Raw genomic sequence first — 19,634 nt, 5'->3', positions numbered from 1 at the left:
TATCAACAAACTTTAGCTAAAATCGCGAAATATATTTATGACTATTTAATTTAATTGGAGTATTTTTAATGACTAAATTCATTTTTGTAACGGGTGGAGTACTAAGTTCGCTTGGTAAAGGTATCACTTCTGCTTCTATTGCAACAATTTTAAAACAATCTGGATTCAAAGTAAGTATGCTTAAAATCGACCCTTACTTAAATGTAGACCCAGGAACAATGAGTCCACTAGAGCACGGAGAAGTTTTCGTAACTGCTGATGGTGCTGAAACTGACCTTGACTTAGGTAACTATGAAAGATTTATTGACACAACTTTAACTGCTAAAAACTCTTTTACGACAGGACAAGTTTATCAAAGTGTAATTAAAAGAGAAAGAGAAGGTGGATACTTAGGTAAAACTATTCAAGTTATTCCTCATGTTGTTGATGAAATTAAAGATAGAATTTATGCAGCAGCAGATGAAAAAGATTTTTTAATAATTGAACTTGGTGGAACAGTTGGTGATATTGAAGGTTTACCATTTATGGAAGCAATTAGAGCTATTAGACATGAAAAACCAAAAGATAAAACTATGAATATTCATGTAAGTTTAGTTCCATATATCAAAGCAGCAGGTGAACTTAAAACAAAACCTACTCAACACTCTGTTCAAGAGTTAAGAAGAATTGGTATTACTCCTCACATGTTAGTATGTAGAACAGAAAAAGAGCTACCAAAAAACTTAAAAGACAAATTAGCTTTATCATGTGATATTGATAGAAACGCAGTAATTGAAGCAGGTGATGCACAATCTATTTATCAAGTGCCACTACACTTTATAAAAGAAGGAATTTTAACTCCTTTATCAGAACACTTCAATATTAAATTTAAGCCAAATATGGAAAGATGGGATACATTAGTTAAAAATATCTTAGTTCCAAAAGATGAAGTAACAATTGCTTTTGTTGGTAAATATTTAGATTTAAAAGAGTCTTACAAATCATTAATCGAAGCATTAATTCATGCAGGTGCTCACTTAAATACAAAAGTAAATATTCACTGGTGTGACTCTGAAAAAATTGAAGATACTGGTGCTTATGAAATTATTGGAAATTCTGATGCAATTTTAGTTGCAGGTGGATTTGGTCACAGAGGAGTTGAAGGTAAACTTGAAGCTATAAAATATGCAAGAGAAAATAAAATTCCATACCTTGGTATTTGTTTAGGAATGCAGCTTTCAGTAATCGAATATGCAAGAAATGTATTAGGTTTAGAAAATGCAAACTCTGTAGAATTTGATGAAAATACACAAGAACCATTAATCTATTTAATTGATGAATTTATGGATCAAAGTGGAAATAAACAATTAAGAACTCATAAATCACCAATGGGTGGAACTATGAGACTTGGGGAATATCCATTTGAACCTTTAAAAGGAACAAATCTTCAAAAAGCTTATGGAAATGAAGAAATCTACTATGAAAGACATAGACATAGATATGAAGCAAACCCAGCTTATAAAGAAAGATTAGAAGAAGCAGGAATGCTTATTTCAGGTCAATCAAATGGTTTAATTGAAGCCGTTGAAATTAAAGACCATCCATGGTTTGTAGGTGTTCAATTCCACCCAGAATTTACTTCTCACTTAGAGACTCCAAACCCAATTATTTTAGAGTTTGTAAAACAAGCAAATAAAAAAGACTAATGTCTAAAATTACAAAAAATAGACTTTTTGAAATTTTATCTGCAAGACACGTGAATAATCCTTATTCACGCCTTGCAAATATCCCTACTCCTGATAACTTCAAAGATATCAAAAAAGCAACCTCAAGAATCAAAACTGCCATTTTAAATAATGAAACTATAACAATTGTAGGGGATTATGATGTAGATGGTGTTGTCTCTACTACTATTATGTTAGATTTTTTTAATAAAATTGGATATAAAGTAAAACACATAATTCCAAATCGATTTGAACATGGTTATGGCTTATCTCCTAAAATAGTTGATATAATAGATAAAGGTTTAGTTATTACTGTTGACAATGGTATTTCAGCAGTTGAAGCAGCTAAGAAACTTGAAAAAAAAGATATTGATTTAATAATTACAGATCATCATACAGTAGGAGATGAATTACCTCCTGCAATTGCTATTATAAATCCAAAACAAGAAGATTGTAACTTTGAATTTAAAGATATTTGTGGAGCACAAGTTGCTTGGTACTTATGTGCAGCAATAAAAAAAGAGTTAAATCTAAATGTAAATATGTCAGATTTCTTAGATCTTTTAGCATTAGCTATTGTTGCTGATATTATGCCTATGACTGCACTTAATTACACTATGGTAAAGCAAGGTCTTAAGAAAATCAAAAACTCACAAAGAGAAGCCTTTAAAAAACTAAATGAAGTTATGGGTAAAGCAGCTTTAGTTTCAGATGATATTGGCTTTTTTATAGCTCCTAAAATCAATAGTGCAGGAAGAATGGATGATGCTTCTGTAGCCTTATCTTTTTTACTCTCAAATAACTCCTTTAGTGCAAATGAATCTTTACAATTATTAGAAGAATTAAATAATTATAGAAAAACTCTACAAGAAGAGATTTCTCAAAAAGCTCTAAGTGCATCTAGTTACGATGATAATGCTGTTATTGTTTGGGGAGAAGATTGGCATGAAGGAGTGATAGGTATTGTAGCTTCAAAAATGTCTCATCACTTTAAAAGACCTGCATTTATTTTTTCAATCAATAATGGTATTGCTAAAGGAAGTGCAAGAGCAAATGCTGATATAAATCTTTATGATTTAATCACTAAAGCAAATCATTTATTGTTAGGTTATGGTGGTCACAAAAATGCTGCTGGTTTAGCGATGAAAGAAGAAAACTTAGAAGAGTTTAAAGCTATAGTAAACCAAGAATTAGAAGATAAGAAAGACAAACTTCATATTGAACCTAAAACTTTAGGGGAACTTGATGTATCTTCTGTTGATTTAGAGTTTCTATCTATAATTGAGCAGTTTGAACCTTATGGCCTACAAAACCATAAACCTATTTTTAAAATTTCAAATGTAAACCTAGTAAAATATGATTTAATAGGAAAAGATAAAAATCATTTAAAGCTTACACTTAATAGTGAGGGAATAATCTTTGAGGCTTTAAAATTTAATGATAGCAATACAAATCTACCTAATAAACTTGATATGATAGTTTCTGTAAATAAAAATGAGTTTAGAGGAGAGCTTAGTGCTCAGTTCTTAATCCAAGATATTTTATAAAACAACTCTTGGTTTAAGAACAATTTTTCTTTCTTCTTCACCTTCAAGATTAATAATTTCTTGATCGATAGAAGTTCTTTCATGGGAAGAAGCTAAAATATTTCCAGTTTGAATATCTATAAGTTTAATAAAAATATTTAGACTTCTAGTAGAGATAGAATAAGTTCCAACTACAGCATATCTAGCTTTTGTAACCTCATCAGAAATAATCTTTCTTTTATCTCTAATAAGCATATTAAAACCTTTTTGACCTAGCTGAAACTCTTTCCCAAAAGTAACCTCTCTTACTACTATATCTAAAGATACTAATTTATCTTTTAGTATATTTGATAATAGAAAACCAAGTTGTGATTTGTTTTCTAAATCTTGAATATTTACAAAATCAGAAACTAAAACAACTTCTTCATAAGCTACATTCTTTTTTATTTTTACTGCTGATTCATCAACTAATTTAGAAACTAATGAATGAAAATCATTTGCTCCATCAATAGGAATTTTATAGTATGAACATGAAGTTAAAAAAAGAGTTAAAAAACCTAGAAGTAAAATACTTCTTAAGTTTTTAGAAAAAGAGGATTTCATTTATATTAGTGTTCTTTTACAATTTGAACAGTTCTTGCTGGTTTACAATCACTAAACATCATACAATCATTTGCTCTTCCATGATGATAAGTTGATCTTGCACTTGTAATAATTCTACCAGTAATATTATCAATAACTCTAGCATTTAAAATCACTTTTTTATATTGTCTTGAGTAAGTTCCAACTACTACATAAGTGTTTGGAGTTTTACCTTTCATTTGTCTAACTTTTCTTGTAATAAAGTATTCACCTTTATCATCTACAGATACAGCTAGCTGACCTCTAAATTCAATGATATTAAAACCTTTATTTGAAAGTTCATTGATTAAGCTTTCACTTACAATTCTTCCAAACTCAGTAGTCTTTTTGAACTGGTCTAATCTAACAAAAGAAGTAATAATTACAGGTTTATTTGTAGCAAGTTTTTGATTTCTCATCATTTGTGTTGCTAAAGAGTTTATTGTTCCTTCTAACGTATATTGTTTTGTTACAAACTTTTCTTGATCACTTGCAATTTTTAAATACTCTTTTGTAACTTGAACTTCATTATTTGTTTGTTGAAGATGGTTAGTGCTTAGATTTGCACTTGAAGTATTATTTGTTTGCTGACCTTTTACAGTTGGTAGTTGCTCTTTTTGTACAATCGTTTGATGTATCTGACATCCCGAAAATATCATAGTAGCAGTAGCTACTAAACAAGTCTTTGCAAAAGTTTTCAACATAAAATTCCCCTTAGTATAATTGTTTAAATTTTATTTAAAACTAGCTTATAAAATCTTGAAGAAACCCATAAATACTATTTTTCTTTTGTTATTCAATTGTAATCAAAGTACTCTAAAATTCAAAGATGAAATACAAAAGCATATTTATATCAGATGTTCATTTAGGCACAAGGTTTTCAAAGGCTAAAAAATTATTAAATTTTTTAAAACATAATGAGTGTGAAAATCTAATTTTAGTGGGAGATATTATAGATGGATGGGCTATAAAACGAAAGTTTATTTGGCCTCAAACTCACTCAGATGTTATTCAAAAAGTTTTAAAAAAAGCCAGAAAAGGAACAAATGTTCATTTTATCACTGGTAACCACGATGAGTTTATAAGACCCTTTGTTCCCCTAGTTTTAGGTGATTCTTTAAATATTTCCAATGAGCTTGATTATCAAGGAATTAATGGCAAAAAATATTATATAACCCATGGTGATTTTTTTGACTCAATTACCATGACTAAAAAATGGTTAGCCATTCTTGGTGATTATGGATATGATTTGCTTTTATATTTAAATGCTGCATTAAACTTCATAAGACAAAAACTTGGAATAAAAAAATATTGGTCCTTATCAAAATATGTGAAAGACTCAGTAAAATCCTCAGTTTCATTTATAAATGATTTTGAAAGTGTTTTATCAACTCACGCAAAAAATAAAGGATATGATGGTATTATATGTGGACATATCCATAAAGCTGAAATAAGAGATATAGATGGTATAGAGTACCTAAACTGTGGAGATTGGGTTGAAAACTGTACAGCTATAGTAGAGACTTTTGATGGTGAGTTTAAAATAATAGATTGGTTAGATAAGAATGATAAATAATTTAGGTCTTGCTCTTGGTGGAGGTGCTGCTAGAGGTGCTTTTCACTTAGGAGTTTTACACTTTTGTGAAGAAAAAAACATAGATATTAAAGCTTATAGTGGCTCTTCAATTGGAAGTATCATAAGTGCATCTCATGCAAGTGGAATTCCTGCAAAAGAACAACTAAGAATATTTGGAAGTAAAGATGTTAGACAGGCTTTAAAGTTTAACTATTTTAGAAATGGTTTACTAAAAATTGACTCATCAAACAAAATAGTAAAAGAATTACTTCCTATTGAGAAACTAGAAGATATTCCAAAACCTGTTTACGTGAATGCCTATGATACCAAAGAGAAAAAACTTCACTATTTTAATAGTGGAGATACTGTAACTTTATGTATGGCTTCATCTGCTTTAATTCCCCTTTTTAGACCAGTTAAATACAAAGGAATGTCTTTAATAGATGGGGGATTGTTCGATAATGTACCAATTAAGCCTTTGCTAGATAAAAATTATCATATTTTTAGTGTAGATTTATTTCCAAAATCCAATAAGAAAAATATCAAAAAACTTAACCCAATTAAAACAATTCATAAAAAAATTTTTAAACAATTACATGAAAATCATGCCCACTCAATTGCTCACACACACGAATATTTAGGAAGTCCTCATATCAGAGGATTTTCTTTGTTCACTTTTAAAGAATTAGAAGAGTGTTTTAATCTTGGTTTTAAAGAGGCTCAAAATCATTTTTTAGATATAATATAAACTATTAACAAACAAAAATTATTTTAAAAAGATTATATTATGTCTGATACACCACAATTTACACATTTACATTTACATACAGAATATTCACTACTTGATGGTGCGAACAAAATTAAACCACTAGCTAAAAAAGTAAAAGAGCTTGGAATGACCTCTGTTGCCATGACTGACCATGGTAACATGTTTGGAGCTATTGACTTTTATAATGCCATGAGAAATGAAGGCATTAAACCTATTATTGGTATGGAAGCTTATATCCATAATTCAGAAGAATTAGGAGATAAAACAAATAGACAAAGATATCACTTATGTTTATATGCAAAAAATGATACTGGTTATAAAAACCTAATGTATTTAAGTTCACAAGCTTATATGCATGGTTTTTACTACTATCCAAGAATCAATAAAAAGCTTTTAAGAGAAAATAGTGAAGGTTTAGTTTGTTCTGCTGCTTGTCTACAAGGTGAAATAAACTGGCACCTAAATTTACAAAATGAAAGAAACGTAAGAAATGGTGCAAAAGGTTATGAAAGAGCAAAAGAGATAGCCTTAGAATATAGAGATATTTTTGGAGATGATTTCTACCTTGAGATCATGAGACATGGAATTGGAGATCAACACTTTGTAGATGACCAAATTCTAAGAATCGCCCATGAAACGGGAATAAAAGTAGTAGCTACAAATGATACACACTACTTAAATCCAAAAGATGCTGATGCACACGAAGCCTTTATGTGTATAGCAATGAATAAACTTTATGATGATCCAAATAGATTAAGACACTCTGTTCATGAATTTTATTTAAAATCACCAGAGCAAATAGCAAAACTATACGCTGATATTCCAGAAGCAATTGAAGCTACTCAAGAAATTGCTGATAAATGTAATTTAGAGATAAAACTAGGAAACCCTACACCTCCAAACTTTAAATTTACAAGAGATAAACTTAAAGAGCAAAATGTTGAAATACCTTTTCCAGATGAAGAGTATTCACTTGAAAATGATAAAGCTTTATTTATTCATGAGTGTTGGAAAGGTTTAGAAAAAAGACTTGAAATAGTTCCATCTGAAAAACATGAAGAGTATAGAGAAAGACTTCAAGTAGAAATAGACATTATTAACAACATGAAATTCCCGGGATATATGCTTATTGTATGGGATTTCGTTATTGTTGCAAAACAAATGGGTATTCCAGTAGGTCCTGGAAGAGGTTCTGCTGCTGGTTCACTTGTTGCTTATTGTTTATTTATTACCGATATTGACCCAATGCCTTATGGTTTACTTTTTGAGAGGTTCCTAAATCCAGAGAGGGTATCTATGCCCGATATTGATATGGACTTCTGTCAAAGTAGAAGGGGTGAGATCATTGATTATGTTGTACAACAATATGGTCGTGCCAATGTTGCTCAAATTATTACCTTTGGTAAACTTCTTGCAAAAGGGGTTATTAGAGATGTTGCAAGGGTTCTTGATATGCCTTATGCAAAAGCTGATGCAATGGCTAAACTTATTCCTGATGAACTTGGTATTAACCTTACTGACTCTTATGAAAAAGAACCAAAAATCAAAGAGCTTTGTGATTCAGATCCACTGTCTAAAAGAGTTTGGGAATTTGCCCTAGCCTTAGAAGGACTAAATAGAAATGCAGGTACTCACGCAGCGGGTGTTGTTATCTCGAATGAACCTTTATGGAAAAAAACTCCTTTATTTAAACCCTCGGGACTTGATACTCTTGCCACTCAATATAATGGTAAATATGTTGAGGATGTTGACTTAATTAAATTTGACTTCTTAGGTCTTAAGACCCTAACAGTTATTGAAGAAGCAAATAAACTAATTGAGAAAAGACATGGGAAAAGAGTTGATTTCTTAACAACAGATGTAAATGACAAAGGTGTTTATGAGCTAATTCAAACAGGTAATACAATTGGATTATTCCAAATAGAATCTGATGGTATGCAAGACTTATGTAAAAGACTAGCACCTTCAAATTTTGAGGATATTATTGCCGTTCTAGCCCTTTATCGACCAGGTCCAATGGAGTCAGGGATGCTTGATGACTTTATTGATAGAAAGCATGGTCGAGCAAAGATTGACTATTTCTATGATGAACTTGAACCAGCACTTAAGCCAATATTAGAAACTACATACGGAGTTATTGTATATCAAGAGCAAGTTATGCAGATTGTGCAAAGTATAGGTGGTTTCTCACTTGGTGGTGCCGACTTAGTTAGACGGGCCATGGGTAAAAAGATTAAAGAAGAGATGGATAAACTTAAAACAGAGTTTGCCGATGGAGCTCAAGAGAAAGGTTATACAAGAGCTTATACAGAAGAACTGTTCGACTTAATTGTAAAGTTTGCTGGATATGGATTTAACAAATCTCACTCAGCAGCTTATGCACTTGTAACTTTCTATACTTCATATCTTAAGTGTTATTATCCATCTGAATTTATGGCAGCCTTACTTACACTTGAAAAAGATAATACAGATAAAGTTGTTAAGTATGTGGATGAAGTAAAAAGATTAGGACTTGATTTATTCCCACCTGACATAAATAAGTCTGACCTAGTATTCTCTGCTAAAAAAATTGATGGTGAAGAAGTTGTTATGTTTGGTATGGGTGCTATTAAAGGTGCTGGAGATGTTGCCATTAACTCAATTTTGAGAGTTAGAAAAGAAGGTGGAGAGTTTAAAAGTTTATCTGATTTTATTTCAAGAATTGATGGAAGTAAAGTAAACAAAAGAGTAATTGAATCACTTATTAAAGCAGGAGCTTTAGATGGTTTCCACTATACAAGAAGAGCCATGCTAGAGCAAATTGAGCAAATAGGTGAAGCTGTTGGAAATGTAGCAAAAGCTAAAAAAATGGCTGTTGGTTCATTATTTGGAGATAGTGAAGAATTAACTTCTATTGAAATAGAACTTGAAGAATTACCAGAATTTGATAATAAAGAACTACTTGAACTTGAAAAAGCCTCTTTAGGATTCTATGTATCTGGTCACCCACTTGATGATTATAGAGAGCAATTAGATCAAATCAAATATACTCTATCATCAGAAATTGATGAGATTGCTGATGGTTCTCAAGCTCTATTTGTAGGAAAGATAGAGAGTATTACTGAAAAAATTTCTAAAAAAGGTAATAAATTTGGTATTGCTTCCATCATGGACTTACATGGAAATATTGAACTTATGATGTTTGAAAACAGACTTAAAGAACTTGAAGAAAACTTTGGGATTGATTTAAGAAACCCAAGTGAATCTGAACCTATTGCATTTAAAGTAAGAATCACAAAAGATGAAAACTTTACTAGAATGAACATTCTTAAAATTGAGAGTTTGTTAGATGCAAAAAAAGAGAAAGTAAAAACAAAACAAGTTGAAAAAATAGAACCACCTCTAACTGTTGCTATTCCTTTTGATGATAGAGATGATGTGATGTATAAACTTTTTGATATTATTGCAAATAATCAAGGAAGAAGAGAATTTAAAGTACTCGTTAAATCAAAACTAGCAGATATTGAACTTGAAACAGGTTTTAAAGTAACTTCAAATGTAGAAAACCTAATTAAACAAATAGAAGGAGCTTATGTAGTAGCATGATGAAAAAACATATTTTACTTACAAATGACGATGGCTTTGATGCCATTGGATTAAAAGCTTTAATTGAAGCATTAAGTCCAATTGCAAAACTAACTGTTGTTGCTCCTGCTAAAAACAAGTCAGCATGTGGTCACTCTTTAACTTTAGATAGACCACTGAAGCTTGACAAAGTTGATGATGATTATTATAGAGTCGATGATGGAACACCTACTGATTGTGTTTTTATATCACTAAACAATCTTTTTACTGAAGAGTTTAAACCTGATTTAGTAATAAGTGGTATTAATATTGGTGCGAATATGGGAGAGGATATTACATATAGTGGAACTGCGGCAGGTGCTATGGAAGCTGTGCTTCAAGGTGTTCCTGCTATTGCTATTTCACAAGTATGTAGAAATAAATGCCTTGATATAAAAGATGGTTGGGATTTTGCATTAGCAAAACAGACGATTGCTAAATTAGCATCAAAAATACTAAATAATGAGTTCCCATTAGATGAAAGAAAGCTATTAAATGTTAATATCCCACCTATCAAACCTAATGAGTGCGAGGGCATTAAAATCACAAAAGCTGGTTATAGAGAGTATGGAAATGATACCCATAGACATCTAAATCCAAGAGGTGAAGAGTACTACTGGATTGGACTACACCCTTTAATCTGGCAAGAAAGTACTGATAAGTCTTGTGATTTTGAAGCGATTAAAGCAAACAATGTTTCTATAACTCCAATCATGCTTGATCTTACATCTTATAAAGATATCAAGTCTCTAGAAAATTGGATAAATAATTAAAAGGAAAAAAATGAACTATACAGAAGCTGTTTTTAAACATATTGATAAACTTGTAGGTGTATTAAGACCTGAAGATGAAATCAAAGATGTATTAAAAAGAAAATTTACAAAAAAAGAGTATAAAACTTTTGTAGCTTTTGAAGAAGGAAAATCTTTAGAAGAAGTAGTACAAATCGTGAAAGATGATGAAGAAAGAGTTGAAAAACTTTATAAAACTGCTTGTAAAAAGTTAAATCAAGAACTTTTCAAAAAAGAGCTTGTATCTTTTGACTAATCTTAGAAAATAGAGTTTAAAACTCTATTTTTCAAAACCTAAAAGAACCATACCTATAAACTTATCTTTTTTATAAAACTCAATTCTAAATAAATCTCCATCTTTATCAACAGAAAATCTTTTTTGGATTTCATTTTTATTTACTATAATTCCAACTTCGCTTTCTATATCTTTATTTACATAACCAATAATATTAACTCTTAAATCATCAATTGGCTCAATTAAAAAGCTTTCTTGTGCATATACAATATCACCAAGCTTCACACTTTTTTTCTGTCCATCAATTAAAAAGTTTATGTCTCTATCATCCTTTATGACTTTGATATAATCAGGATGAAGTTTAGCTAATTTTCTGTTTCCATAGTGAATAACATACTCTTTACCTTGTTTAACTATAGTCATTAAAGGGTTTGAAGGAGTGAACTCTAAAATACCATCTTTATTAATTGGGAAATATTTTAAAATACTTCTAATTTTACTAAGTGGAAGTTTAATTTGTTCATCATAAAAAGAGATATAAATATCATGGTCAATTACATTTTTAATAGAAGCCGTCGAAACATCAAACTTTCTTTCAAATTCTATTCCCATAATATCCATATATGCTTCAATAGCTAATAAGTGATAGTAAACTCTTTCATGTAATGGTAAATCCTTACTAGCTTCATTTGCAAAAGCAGCCTTCTTATTGTTTATAGCAAAGTAAGTAAGAGTTTTTTCCATCTCTTTATCACCAAGTCTTGTTTTTGTATTTTTTACACCATAAACATCTTTTGGTCTTAAAAGCTTTTGATTTATACTACTTACAACTTTTGTTGAAATCTCTTCAAGGTTACCATACTTAGGAATATCAAGTTTTGATTGATCGATGATAGAGCATTGTCCCCATCTTTTAGGAGAATAAAGATTGTTTATATGTTCTTTTCGATAGTAACCACTTCCATCATGTAAATTAAGTATTAACTTAACCTCAGAAGCTTTAATATACTTTTTTATACGCTGTATAGTTTCATAATCAGGATCAGTAGGTGAAAGGTCAGCGAACTTTCTATTCATATCTCCATAAGGGCCTCTGGATCTTTTAATAATAGAATAAAAGTTAAGATTTGGGATAACCCAAACAGAACCTTTTTTAATATCATAATGAGTTGCTATTAAAGATGCTGCCATAAAAGCACCAGGTTCATCACCTTGGATACCTCCAATTAAAAGAAGAGTATTCTCATCTTGCTCACCTTTTTTAATAAAATCGAAGTCGTAAGTTTGTACTTGTGCATATAAATTTTGAATTAATAAAAATATTATAGAGATTTTAAACAGTCGTAATATGCCAAGGTTCATACCTTACACCATCCTTATTATTAATTGTATATCTAACATCAACATATTTTAATGTTCTAATTTTTTTAAATTCATCAGTAAGTGCAAATCTTGATGTAAAGTTTGCATGACCAAAACCTTTTTTACCCACATCAAAATCTCCAATAAAATGATAAGTATAAGCAGGAGGAGCTAAAGAAATAGCAGCAATTGTAATATTGCCATTTACAGAAGCTATTTTGTCAAAGAATAGTTTTGTTTGTTTCATAACACTTCTAATACCAGAAGTTAAAGTAAGAGTGCTCCCTATATCTTTAACCATGTCATTATAAGTTTCTAAAGGTTTACCTTTAAAAAGATAGTGTCCAGTTTTTGGAACTTTTACTATTTGTTTTGTATCAATACTACTTGTAATGCTTTTAGTGATTCTTTTACCATAAAATCCATGTGACGATGGATTATAATAAAACATAAATTCTAAAAACTCTAATTGTGATTTTGAAAACTCACCTATTGAAGAGACTCGTTTAGCAATTTTTAAAGCTTCATCAAAACCTAAAATATTAAAGTTTCCATATCCCACATGTCTTTGAATAAGATTTAGTTTTCTTCTAATTTCTTGAAAGTCATTTTCATATTTTTCTTCTAAATAAAAGTATGGAGTTCTAATTTCAGGAGGTTCTATAGCAAGTAATTCTTTACTAAATAAAGCAGTAGTTATAACTCCTGCTTTTGAGATATTAAAAAAATCTCTCCTATTCATAAATTATAATACCATTTTAATATCATCATGATTTCCAAGATTCTCATATAAACCTTTTCTATCATCATCACTATGAACAAGCAATTCTAAAGTATAACTTTTAAATTTACCTTTTTTACTTACATTAGATTCATTTACCTTATGTTCTCTTTGTGAAACAACATCAGTAACTACAGTTTTAATATTGATAGTTTCTAAAACTACAATTTTATATTTCCAATTACAAGGGTAGTTTAATTTTAATTTTTCTTTATTTAAATCTATCATCTAATCTCCTTATACTTAATTTCTTGTGAAATCTCCACTTTTTCCACCTGATTTTTCTTCAAGTTGGACATTTGAAATAACCATAGATTTATCAATAGCTTTAACCATATCATATATAGTTAAAAGCCCTAAACTAACACCCGTTAAAGCTTCCATTTCAACACCTGTTTGTCCATTTAATTTTGCAGTTACAATAAGTTTAAATCCAGGTAATTCAGGTAATTCTTCTACATCACAATTTATACCACTTAAAAGTAATGGATGACACATAGGAATTAAATCACTAGTTTTTTTAACACCCATAATAGCAGCAATAACAGCAGTCTGAATAACAGGCCCTTTTTTTGTATTATTTTTAATTATTGCATCAAAAGCTTCTTGACTCATTGAAATTTTACCAGAAGCAACAGCAACTCTTGTTGTTTCATCTTTAGCAGAAACATCAACCATTTTTGGTCTATTATTATTATCTAAGTGTGTTAAATCCAAATTAATATCCTCTTTATTAGTATATTTATTATATTCAAACTTTAGTTAAATTGAAATTAAGTATAATTTAAATATAATGCAAGCCTAAATTAAAAAGAAAGTAGGTGAACTTTACATGCCAGGCATTAAAGTAAAAGAGAGCGAATCTTTTGACGAAGCATACAGAAGGTTTAAGAAACAATGTGATAGAAATCTTATTGTTACTGAAACTAGAGCTAGAAGATTTTTTGAGCCAATGACAGAGATCAGAAAAAAGCAAAAAATCAATGCTAGAAAGAAAATGCTTAAAAGATTATATATGCTTAGAAGATATGAATCTAGGTTATAAGATTTTGTTCTTTCCGATAAAAAAGGTCAGTTGTTTACAACTGGCCTTTTTTTATAGGTAAATTAATTGTAAAACATGCACCCTTATAATTATTAGTTTTATATTCAAAAGTACAATTTTTTACACTAATAATACCCTCAAAATGCTTTGTAATTATTTCTTGACTCATAAATAAACCTATACCTGTTCCTTGTGCCTTATGCTTAGTAGTAAAATAAGGTTCAAAAACTCTATCTATTATGTCATTTGGAATTCCACCTGCACTATCTTTTATACTAATTTTTAAAAAAGATGTATTCTCCTCAATATCAATAAAAATTAATCTATCCTTTTGTTTTTCAAAAGCATCTATTGCATTATTTAGAATATTGATAAGCACCTGAATCAATTCATTTTTAAGTGCTTTATATTCATAATCAATTAAATTACATTCAAGAAGAATATTTTTATTTTTCAATTTTATTGAAATAATATCTATACTGTCAGTAATAGCATTTTTAATATTAAAACATTTTTCTTTTTTTTCATCTTTGTAAAAATTCCTAAAATCATCAATAGTTTTAGATAGATAAGTAGTTGATTTCATTATTACATTAACTGTATCATCAATACTATTATCATCTAAAATATTAAAATCTTTTTTTAATTTTAAACCACTTGCAGCTGTCGATATAACAGAAAGAGGCTGTCTCCACTGGTGAGCAATATTTTGTAACATTTCTCCCAAAGATGCCATTTTAGATTGCTGAAATAAAAGTTTATCTTTTTCATGATTAGATTTAATCTCATTTTCAATTCTTTTATTAATTAAATCAAATTTATTTCTTAAAAACTTAACATTATACAAAATAATAATGATTAGAATTGTAGTAATAAATATACTGATAAGAATTATTTTAGTTACAATTTTTGTATTTTCTTTTTTTAATTCATTTTGATTTAAAGCTATAGTTTCATATAAATCATTTTTATAAAAACCTTTTCCAATAATCCAATTCCATTTATCTAAACCTTTTATATATGATGTTTTATAAATACCATCTTTATATAAACCTAATACATCAGAAGAATAAGTAAGATATCCTTCACCTTTTTTCCCTATTTTTATAATAGATTCTAAATTAGTTTTATCTCTTATGTTTAAAGTGTCTATATATTTATTTTGAAGTTTCTCATTAGGATGTAAAATAATTCTACCTTCACTATTTAAAATAAAAATATAACCCCCCGTTTCATATTTAAAACTTGAAAGAAAAGATACAACTTTCTTTTTTATTATACTTTCAAAATCTTCAATATAATCACCTGTCCCAATATACATATCTAATTCTTTTATATATTTATTGAAAGAAATCTTTTTATATTGTTTTTCTATATCATTTGGTTTATACCACCACCAAGTTATAAATTCTTCCTTATTTTCTTTTAAAGACTTAATTATAGATTTAGTAATAAACTTACCCCTTTTATCTTTTACATTTAAAAAAGATTTACCTTCAAGTTTTTTTTGAATTGGTAATAATATACATTTGCCTTGCATACTATAAATATAATAATAACCCCTACCATCATTAAATCTAATATCATTTAAAGCATCTTTTATAATCTTTATTTGTTCATCTTTATTAAGATTCTGATTGTTTTTAATAATACCTTTAATTATAGAGTAAGCATCATTAACTCTATTTTTTAAATTTTGTTTTAGCTTTTCTTCTGTATCTTCATATTCATACTCTATATATTTAATTGCATTATTCACATCTTCATAAATCTTCTGTCTACTATCTTTAAGATACTCCTTCTTTAATAAAAATGATTCTTTCTCAAATTTTTTTTGATTTTCATAAACTAAATAACTTGTGATAATAATTGAAAGCAATATTATTAAAAGAGGGGGAAAAATAGTTAATACATTTAAAACTTTATAAATAGATCTTTTTAACAAGTAAGTTCCTAAAAAAGTAGATAAAAGACAATATCTTTTATTTATTATATAAAAATAAAATAAAAAAGAGGCAATAAAACTATAAAAAATAATAAAAAAAGAGAATAATAGGTAAAGGTAAAGAAAGTGGGCTAAAAAAAAAGCTTCTACCTAAAGGAACTGTAAAGAAGTTCAAATAGATAAAAGCTTTTAGATAAAACTCAAGAGCTGGCAGCGGCCTACGTTTCCACAAGTGAAACCTGCAGTATTATCAGCGATGAAGTGCTTGACTTCCAGGTTCGGAATGGGGCTGGGTATTTCCACTTCTCTATAACCACCAGCAATATGAGTATAAAAAGTTCAAATAAACTCTTTATACTCACATTAGGGTAATGAGTGTAAAGATAATGTTAAAGTCTTAAATGAGCTTCTTAAAAAGATGTTCATCTTTTCAAGGAAACGCTTTGTGAAACAATTCACACATTTATTAAGTAGTGTTCCCTTTAAAAAACAAGTTTTTTAAAGCAACAGATATATACTTAATAAGATAGTAAACCAAGAAATTTATTAAAAAAAGCCAAACGATCTATTAGTACTAGTCAGCTAAACGTCTTACAACGCTTACACACCTAGCCTATCAACCAGCTAGTCTTGCTGGGATCTTCAGGGAAAGTTCATCTTGAAGTTGGCTTCGAGCTTAGATGCTTTCAGCTCTTATCACATCCGTACATAGCTACCCAACGATGCCCTTGGCAGAACAATTGGTACACTAGTGGTACGTTCATCCCGGTCCTCTCGTACTAGGGACAAATCTCCTCAACTTTCCTACGCCCACGGAAGATAGGGACCGAACTGTCTCACGACGTTCTGAACCCAGCTCGCGTACCGCTTTAAATGGCGAACAGCCATACCCTTGGGACCTGCTCCAGCCCCAGGATGCGATGAGCCGACATCGAGGTGCCAAACCTCCCCGTCGATGTGAGCTCTTGGGGGAGATCAGCCTGTTATCCCCGGCGTACCTTTTATCCTTTGAGCGATGGCCCTTCCACACAGAACCACCGGATCACTATGACCGACTTTCGTCTCTGTTCGACTTGTATGTCTCACAGTCAAGCTAGTTTATGCCATTATACTCAACTGGCGATTTCCATCCGCCATGAACTAACCTTTGTAAGCCTCCGTTACTTTTTAGGAGGCGACCGCCCCAGTCAAACTACCCACCAGACATTGTCCTGGTATAAGATAATTATACACAGTTAGTAACTCAAATATTCAAGGGTGGTATCTCAAGGATGGCTCATCATATACTGGCGTCTATGAATCAAAGCCTCCCACCTATCCTGCACAAGAATATCCAAGCTACAGTGTCAAGCTGTAGTAAAGGTGCACGGGGTCTTTCCGTCTTTCCGCGGGTAGGAGGAATTTTCACCTCCACTACAATTTCACTGGATCCCTGGTTGAGACAGCTCCCATCTCGTTACGCCATTCATGCAGGTCGGTATTTAACCGACAAGGAATTTCGCTACCTTAGGACCGTTATAGTTACGGCCGCCGTTTACTCGGGCTTCGATCAAATGCTTCGCTAATGCTAACATCATCAATTAACCTTCGAGCACCGGGCAGGCGTCACACCTTATACATCCACTTACGTGTTAGCAAAGTGCTGTGTTTTTGGTAAACAGTCGGGAGGGACTCTTTGTTGCAACCTCTTTAGCTTTTGAGAGTAAATCTCTATACCAAAGTAGGCACACCTTATACCGAAGATACGGTGCTAGTTTGCAGAGTTCCTTAACCAGGGTTCTTCCACGCGCCTTAGAATACTCATCCCACCCACCTGTGTCGGTTTACGGTACGGGCAACAAATAATATACTTAGTGGCTTTTCTTGGCACGACAGTATCATCGATTCTCTATCTCCTCCGAAGAGTGTCAAGAGCCTGTAAGATCTCGGCTTCATGTAACCCGGATTTGCCTAAGTTACAGCCTACGTCCTTCGACCCACTATTCCATCAGTGTGCTCGATTAACTCTATGCGTCCCCACATCGCGCTTATTTGTTGGTATTGAAATATTAATCAATTTGCCATCGTCTACCCCTCTCGGACTCGACTTAGGTCCCGACTAACCCTACGATGACGAGCATCGCGTAGGAAACCTTGGGTTTTCGGCGAAGAGGATTCTCACCTCTTTTATCGCTACTCATGCCTGCATGCTCACTTCTATCCGCTCCAGCGCTCCTTGCCGGTACACCTTCAACGCTGAATAGAACGCTCTCCTACCACTCAAGTAAACTTGAGTCTAAAGCTTCGGTGCATATCTTAGCCCCGTTATATTTTCCGCGCAGAATCACTAGACCAGTGAGCTGTTACGCTTTCTTTAAAGGATGGCTGCTTCTAAGCCAACCTCCTGGTTGTCACAGTAACTCCACATCGTTTTCCACTTAGATATGACTTTGGGACCTTAGCTGTTAGTCTGGGTTGTTCCCCTCTCGACATAGGATTTTATCACCCTACGCCTGACTCCTGTGATTACACATATAGTATTCATAGTTTGATAGGGTTTGGTACCGCGGTAAGCAGCCCTAGCCCATTCAGTGCTCTACCCCTATATGCTACTACACAAGGCTATACCTAAATATATTTCGGAGAGAACCAGCTATCACGAAGTTTGATTGGCCTTTCACCCCTATCCACAAGTCATCCGAGGACTTTTCAACGCCCACCGGTTCGGTCCTCCACTGGCTCTTACACCAGCTTCAACCTGCTCATGGATAGATCACTTCGTTTCGGGTCTGCAGCATCTGACTAATTCGCCCTATTAAGACTCGCTTTCGCTACGGCTTCGTACTTGACTTAACCTTGCCAGACACCACAACTCGCAGGCTCATTATGCAAAAGGCAGTCCGTCACCCTGATAAATCATAGGGCTCCGAATGATTGTAAGCTAATGGTTTCAGGTTCTATTTCACTCTCCTCACTGGAGTACTTTTCACCTTTCCCTCACGGTACTTGTTCACTATCGATCTGTAAGTAGTATTTAGGATTAGAGGGTGGTCCCCCTAGATTCAGTCAAAATATCACGTGTTCCGACCTACTCAGGATACCATTAGAGCTATTGAAAATTTCGATTACAGGAGTATCACCTTCTATGCTATAGCTTTCCAACTATTTCTTCTATCTTCTTTAGTCTCATGTTATGGTCCTACAACCCCCAATGCAAGCATTGGGTTTGTCCTAATCCGCGTTCGCTCGCCGCTACTAACGGAATCTCATTTGATTTCTCTTCCTGTGGTTACTGAGATGTTTCACTTCGCCACGTTCGCCCCTCGAAAGGTAACATATATCTCTATATGCTGGGTTGTCCCATTCGGAAATCTACGGATCAAAACTTCTTGACAGTTCCCCGTAGCTTATCGCAGTCTAGTACGTCCTTCTTCGCCTCTTACAGTCTAGGCATCCACCATTAGCCCTTAATAGCTTATTTTTGTTGATAAAGTAATTTACATTACTTCACCGTTTTGAATAATTATTCCTTGGCTACTATCTTATTAAATATATTGCTACATCTAATAAAAAAGTTGTGTTTTTAAAATTGTTTCGTTTTTTAGTTTATATTTAAACTCTCATTTAAATATTCGCTAGAAAAATTTTAAGACTTTAACATTATGTTTTTAAATATCATATCCTTTATTTCTAAAGAA

At 31.6% G+C, this 19,634-nt stretch carries 15 protein-coding genes and 2 rRNA genes; 8 read left to right on the top strand and 9 right to left on the bottom strand.

Translation table 11 applies throughout. The annotated features are described in order from the left end of the window. Nucleotides 1-68 precede the first annotated feature (68 nt). Nucleotides 69-1,685 carry a CTP synthase gene (gene pyrG, locus ACH5BH_RS12025; protein ID WP_404307728.1) on the top strand — a complete coding sequence of 539 codons (1,617 nt, stop codon included), beginning with the start codon at nt 69-71 and terminating at the stop codon, nt 1,683-1,685. Next, nucleotides 1,685-3,250 carry a single-stranded-DNA-specific exonuclease RecJ gene (recJ, locus tag ACH5BH_RS12020; protein ID WP_423298520.1) on the top strand — a complete coding sequence of 522 codons (1,566 nt, stop codon included), beginning with the start codon at nt 1,685-1,687 and terminating at the stop codon, nt 3,248-3,250. Before pyrG ends, recJ begins: the two co-directional genes overlap by 1 nt. Here the strand turns inward: recJ and ACH5BH_RS12015 are convergent. Continuing rightward, a complete protein-coding gene (locus tag ACH5BH_RS12015; protein ID WP_423298519.1) occupies nt 3,245-3,832 on the bottom strand; it encodes a FlgO family outer membrane protein in 588 nt (195 codons plus the stop codon). The two genes, recJ and ACH5BH_RS12015, sit on opposite strands and share 6 nt — an antisense overlap. A gap of 5 nt (nt 3,833-3,837) precedes the next feature. Beyond that, a complete protein-coding gene (locus tag ACH5BH_RS12010; RefSeq protein WP_423298518.1) occupies nt 3,838-4,554 on the bottom strand; it encodes a FlgO family outer membrane protein in 717 nt (238 codons plus the stop codon). 125 nt (nt 4,555-4,679) lie between these two features. Here ACH5BH_RS12010 and ACH5BH_RS12005 point away from each other — a divergent pair, with 125 nt between their 5' ends. From ACH5BH_RS12005 to ACH5BH_RS11985, 5 genes are read left to right on the top strand one after another with little or no spacing between them, the layout of a single operon-like run. Next, entirely contained in the window at nt 4,680-5,426 is a 747-nt protein-coding gene (locus tag ACH5BH_RS12005; protein ID WP_423298517.1) for a UDP-2,3-diacylglucosamine diphosphatase, read from the top strand. Further along, nucleotides 5,416-6,174, top strand: a complete 759-nt coding sequence (locus ACH5BH_RS12000; RefSeq protein WP_423298516.1) for a patatin-like phospholipase family protein — start codon at nt 5,416-5,418, stop codon at nt 6,172-6,174. The genes ACH5BH_RS12005 and ACH5BH_RS12000 overlap by 11 nt, the downstream gene beginning before the upstream one ends. Nucleotides 6,175-6,213: 39 nt before the next feature. After that, nucleotides 6,214-9,780, top strand: coding sequence for a DNA polymerase III subunit alpha (gene dnaE, locus ACH5BH_RS11995; RefSeq protein WP_423298515.1), 3,567 nt, complete (start codon nt 6,214-6,216; stop codon nt 9,778-9,780). Beyond that, the gene (gene surE / locus ACH5BH_RS11990) at nt 9,780-10,571 is read left to right on the top strand and encodes a 5'/3'-nucleotidase SurE (protein WP_423298571.1); all 792 of its coding nucleotides are present in this window, start codon (nt 9,780-9,782) and stop codon (nt 10,569-10,571) included. The genes dnaE and surE overlap by 1 nt, the downstream gene beginning before the upstream one ends. A gap of 10 nt (nt 10,572-10,581) precedes the next feature. Beyond that, nucleotides 10,582-10,845, top strand: a complete 264-nt coding sequence (locus ACH5BH_RS11985; protein ID WP_423298514.1) for a hypothetical protein — start codon at nt 10,582-10,584, stop codon at nt 10,843-10,845. A gap of 24 nt (nt 10,846-10,869) precedes the next feature. Here the strand turns inward: ACH5BH_RS11985 and ACH5BH_RS11980 are convergent, their stop codons facing one another. From ACH5BH_RS11980 to moaC, 4 genes are read right to left on the bottom strand one after another with little or no spacing between them, the layout of a single operon-like run. Then, nucleotides 10,870-12,186 (bottom strand): M99 family carboxypeptidase catalytic domain-containing protein, encoded by a 1,317-nt coding sequence (locus ACH5BH_RS11980; protein WP_423298513.1) that lies wholly within the window; start codon nt 12,184-12,186, stop codon nt 10,870-10,872. Next, nucleotides 12,158-12,928, bottom strand: a complete 771-nt coding sequence (locus ACH5BH_RS11975) for a M15 family metallopeptidase (protein WP_423298512.1) — start codon at nt 12,926-12,928, stop codon at nt 12,158-12,160. Before ACH5BH_RS11975 ends, ACH5BH_RS11980 begins: the two co-directional genes overlap by 29 nt. A gap of 3 nt (nt 12,929-12,931) precedes the next feature. Then, a complete protein-coding gene (locus tag ACH5BH_RS11970; protein ID WP_423298511.1) occupies nt 12,932-13,195 on the bottom strand; it encodes an HP0495 family protein in 264 nt (87 codons plus the stop codon). Between the two features lie 15 nt (nt 13,196-13,210). Then, nucleotides 13,211-13,684 (bottom strand): cyclic pyranopterin monophosphate synthase MoaC, encoded by a 474-nt coding sequence (gene moaC, locus ACH5BH_RS11965; protein ID WP_423298510.1) that lies wholly within the window; start codon nt 13,682-13,684, stop codon nt 13,211-13,213. 115 nt (nt 13,685-13,799) lie between these two features. On the opposite strand from moaC, the gene rpsU reads away from it, so the two are divergent. Beyond that, nucleotides 13,800-14,012, top strand: a complete 213-nt coding sequence (rpsU, locus tag ACH5BH_RS11960) for a 30S ribosomal protein S21 (protein ID WP_254576631.1) — start codon at nt 13,800-13,802, stop codon at nt 14,010-14,012. Nucleotides 14,013-14,046: 34 nt separating this feature from the next. Here rpsU and ACH5BH_RS11955 read toward each other — a convergent pair whose 3' ends face one another. The 3 genes from ACH5BH_RS11955 to ACH5BH_RS11945 all read right to left on the bottom strand — a co-directional run bounded on the left by ACH5BH_RS11955 (nt 14,047) and on the right by ACH5BH_RS11945 (nt 19,417). Next, a complete protein-coding gene (locus tag ACH5BH_RS11955) occupies nt 14,047-15,957 on the bottom strand; it encodes a sensor histidine kinase (protein WP_423298509.1) in 1,911 nt (636 codons plus the stop codon). A 205-nt stretch (nt 15,958-16,162) separates the two neighbouring features. Further along, nucleotides 16,163-16,278, bottom strand: a 5S ribosomal RNA gene (gene rrf, locus ACH5BH_RS11950). 226 nt (nt 16,279-16,504) lie between these two features. Beyond that, nucleotides 16,505-19,417, bottom strand: a 23S ribosomal RNA gene (locus ACH5BH_RS11945). Nucleotides 19,418-19,634 lie beyond the last annotated feature (217 nt).

It is taken from the genome of Arcobacter rhizosphaerae, assembly GCF_049472155.1.
GTDB lineage: Bacteria > Campylobacterota > Campylobacteria > Campylobacterales > Arcobacteraceae > Arcobacter_B.
This window is presented reverse-complemented; position numbering and strand designations above follow the sequence as displayed.

Excerpts from the sequence above, each read along its gene's own strand:
- pyrG (WP_404307728.1), top strand. The coding sequence starts at position 69 with ATGACTAAATTCATTTTTGTAACGGGTGGAGTACTAAGTTCGCTTGGT.
- recJ (WP_423298520.1), top strand. The coding sequence starts at position 1,685 with ATGTCTAAAATTACAAAAAATAGACTTTTTGAAATTTTATCTGCAAGA.
- ACH5BH_RS12015 (WP_423298519.1), bottom strand. The coding sequence starts at position 3,832 with ATGAAATCCTCTTTTTCTAAAAACTTAAGAAGTATTTTACTTCTAGGT.
- ACH5BH_RS12010 (WP_423298518.1), bottom strand. The coding sequence starts at position 4,554 with ATGTTGAAAACTTTTGCAAAGACTTGTTTAGTAGCTACTGCTACTATG.
- ACH5BH_RS12005 (WP_423298517.1), top strand. The coding sequence starts at position 4,680 with ATGAAATACAAAAGCATATTTATATCAGATGTTCATTTAGGCACAAGG.
- ACH5BH_RS12000 (WP_423298516.1), top strand. The coding sequence starts at position 5,416 with ATGATAAATAATTTAGGTCTTGCTCTTGGTGGAGGTGCTGCTAGAGGT.
- dnaE (WP_423298515.1), top strand. The coding sequence starts at position 6,214 with ATGTCTGATACACCACAATTTACACATTTACATTTACATACAGAATAT.
- surE (WP_423298571.1), top strand. The coding sequence starts at position 9,780 with ATGAAAAAACATATTTTACTTACAAATGACGATGGCTTTGATGCCATT.
- ACH5BH_RS11985 (WP_423298514.1), top strand. The coding sequence starts at position 10,582 with ATGAACTATACAGAAGCTGTTTTTAAACATATTGATAAACTTGTAGGT.
- ACH5BH_RS11980 (WP_423298513.1), bottom strand. The coding sequence starts at position 12,186 with ATGAACCTTGGCATATTACGACTGTTTAAAATCTCTATAATATTTTTA.
- ACH5BH_RS11975 (WP_423298512.1), bottom strand. The coding sequence starts at position 12,928 with ATGAATAGGAGAGATTTTTTTAATATCTCAAAAGCAGGAGTTATAACT.
- ACH5BH_RS11970 (WP_423298511.1), bottom strand. The coding sequence starts at position 13,195 with ATGATAGATTTAAATAAAGAAAAATTAAAATTAAACTACCCTTGTAAT.
- rpsU (WP_254576631.1), top strand. The coding sequence starts at position 13,800 with ATGCCAGGCATTAAAGTAAAAGAGAGCGAATCTTTTGACGAAGCATAC.